The following is a 2,500-nucleotide window of genomic DNA, read 5'->3' as shown; positions in this document are numbered from 1 at the left end:
TATCTATTCAGGGCCTAATACCTTCATCTGACCCTCCGTAATGCAACATCACTGTTTCCAATGACGTCACAATACAAAGGATCGAAGGTGGGTTTCCCCATTCGGAGATTCTTGGATCAACGCTCGTTCGCAGCTCCCCAAGACTTATCGCAGCGTACCACGTCCTTCATCGCCTCTCAGCGCCAAGGCATCCACCAGATGCTCTTACGACACTTGATTACTCTCATGATCGATGTCCGCTCGGCAGCGGCCATCGACCCAAAAGAAAGACCTGTCTTCGGATTTCTCCGAAGACATGTTTTGCTTGCCACAGCATATCCGGCGCACCTGGCTGCGGGCCAGGGCTGGTTCATGAGGACTAGGTTGCCTCACTTGCCGAATATGCCGCCTCTTTACGATTTCAAACATCCGCGCCAACCCACACTCGAGAGGGGAGGGCACGAATTGACAAGATCCTTCGCGCATCACGCGCCAAGAATTCCGGAACCAACCAAAAATTGGTGGAGCCTGTCGGGATCGAACCGACGACCTGAAGCTTGCAAAGCTACCGCTCTCCCAGCTGAGCTAAGGCCCCGTTGATAATGGTGGGCCTGGGACGACTCGAACGTCCGACCTCACCCTTATCAGGGGTGCGCTCTAACCACCTGAGCTACAGGCCCGATCCGCCTTCCAAGAAAGGGGTTCCGGAGAAGAAGAAGCGAAGACGGCAGCGTCCCGCAAAAAGGGTCTGACTTGACCCTGTATGTTCTGAAGAGTTCCGAGAGAGACGGCATGAGGCCGTCGCATCAGAGAACATCCTTAGAAAGGAGGTGATCCAGCCGCAGGTTCCCCTACGGCTACCTTGTTACGACTTCACCCCAGTCGCTGACCCTACCGTGGTCGCCTGCCTCCTTGCGGTTGGCGCAGCGCCGTCGGGTAAGACCAACTCCCATGGTGTGACGGGCGGTGTGTACAAGGCCCGGGAACGTATTCACCGTGGCGTTCTGATCCACGATTACTAGCGATTCCGCCTTCATGCACTCGAGTTGCAGAGTGCAATCTGAACTGAGACGGCTTTTTGGGATTAGCTCCCCCTCGCGGGTTCGCTGCCCATTGTCACCGCCATTGTAGCACGTGTGTAGCCCAGCCCGTAAGGGCCATGAGGACTTGACGTCATCCCCACCTTCCTCGCGGCTTATCACCGGCAGTCCCCCTAGAGTGCCCAACTCAATGATGGCAACTAGGGGCGAGGGTTGCGCTCGTTGCGGGACTTAACCCAACATCTCACGACACGAGCTGACGACAGCCATGCAGCACCTGTGTTCCGGCCAGCCGAACTGAAGAGGCTCATCTCTGAACCCCAAACCGGACATGTCAAAGGCTGGTAAGGTTCTGCGCGTTGCTTCGAATTAAACCACATGCTCCACCGCTTGTGCGGGCCCCCGTCAATTCCTTTGAGTTTTAATCTTGCGACCGTACTCCCCAGGCGGAATGCTTAAAGCGTTAGCTGCGCCACTGACGAGCAAGCTCGCCAACGGCTGGCATTCATCGTTTACGGCGTGGACTACCAGGGTATCTAATCCTGTTTGCTCCCCACGCTTTCGCGCCTCAGCGTCAGATCCGGACCAGTCAGCCGCCTTCGCCACTGGTGTTCTTGCGAATATCTACGAATTTCACCTCTACACTCGCAGTTCCACTAACCTCTTCCGGTCTCAAGCCATGCAGTATCGAAGGCAATTCTGTGGTTGAGCCACAGGCTTTCACCCCCGACTTACAAAGCCGCCTACGCGCCCTTTACGCCCAGTGATTCCGAACAACGCTAGCCCCCTTCGTATTACCGCGGCTGCTGGCACGAAGTTAGCCGGGGCTTCTTCTCACGCTACCGTCATTATCGTCGCGTGCGAAAGAGCTTTACAACCCTAAGGCCGTCATCACTCACGCGGCATGGCTGGATCAGGCTTGCGCCCATTGTCCAATATTCCCCACTGCTGCCTCCCGTAGGAGTTTGGGCCGTGTCTCAGTCCCAATGTGGCTGATCATCCTCTCAGACCAGCTACTGATCGTCGCCTTGGTGAGCCATTACCTCACCAACTAGCTAATCAGACGCGGGCCGATCCTTCAGCGATAAATCTTTCTGCTCTCGCACGTATCCGGTATTAGCCCAAGTTTCCCTGGGTTATCCCGAACTGAAGGGCACGTTCCCACGCGTTACTCACCCGTCTGCCACTCACCCCGAAGGATGCGTTCGACTTGCATGTGTTAAGCCTGCCGCCAGCGTTCGTTCTGAGCCAGGATCAAACTCTCAAGTTGAAGAGAATTCGATCTCGACTGTCGTCTTAAAAACGCAAATTGACAGAGCACCTCTCACTCCGGCCAAAACCGGAGCGGTGTACTCACCAAAAGCGCAAGACAAAGGTCGATGTCTTGTTCCAAGCAGCCCCAAAGGGCCGCCGCAAGGACACCGCCGCCTGCGCTTCTTCTTCCTTCTTCACTTGTCAAAGAGCAGCATCACCAAAGATGC

Annotated in this window: 2 tRNA genes and 2 rRNA genes (1 of these 4 cut by a window edge); all 4 read right to left on the bottom strand. The window is 55.8% G+C overall.

The features are described 5' to 3' along the window. Window positions 1-219, bottom strand: a 23S ribosomal RNA gene (locus ACS5Q0_RS27275) (it extends 2,590 nt beyond the left edge of the window). 279 nt (window positions 220-498) lie between these two features. Next, a tRNA-Ala gene (locus ACS5Q0_RS27270) sits at window positions 499-574 on the bottom strand. 8 nt (window positions 575-582) lie between these two features. Then, window positions 583-659, bottom strand: a tRNA-Ile gene (locus tag ACS5Q0_RS27265). Between the two features lie 143 nt (window positions 660-802). Beyond that, window positions 803-2,289: ribosomal RNA gene (locus ACS5Q0_RS27260) — 16S ribosomal RNA — on the bottom strand. Together the 16S and 23S rRNA genes with 2 tRNA genes alongside form the textbook arrangement of a ribosomal RNA operon. Between the last annotated feature and the right edge of the window lie 211 nt (window positions 2,290-2,500).

It is taken from the genome of Microvirga sp. HS2 (genome assembly GCF_055792805.1).
Note: the sequence above shows the minus strand (reverse complement) of the source record. Positions and strands in the feature narration are given on the sequence as shown.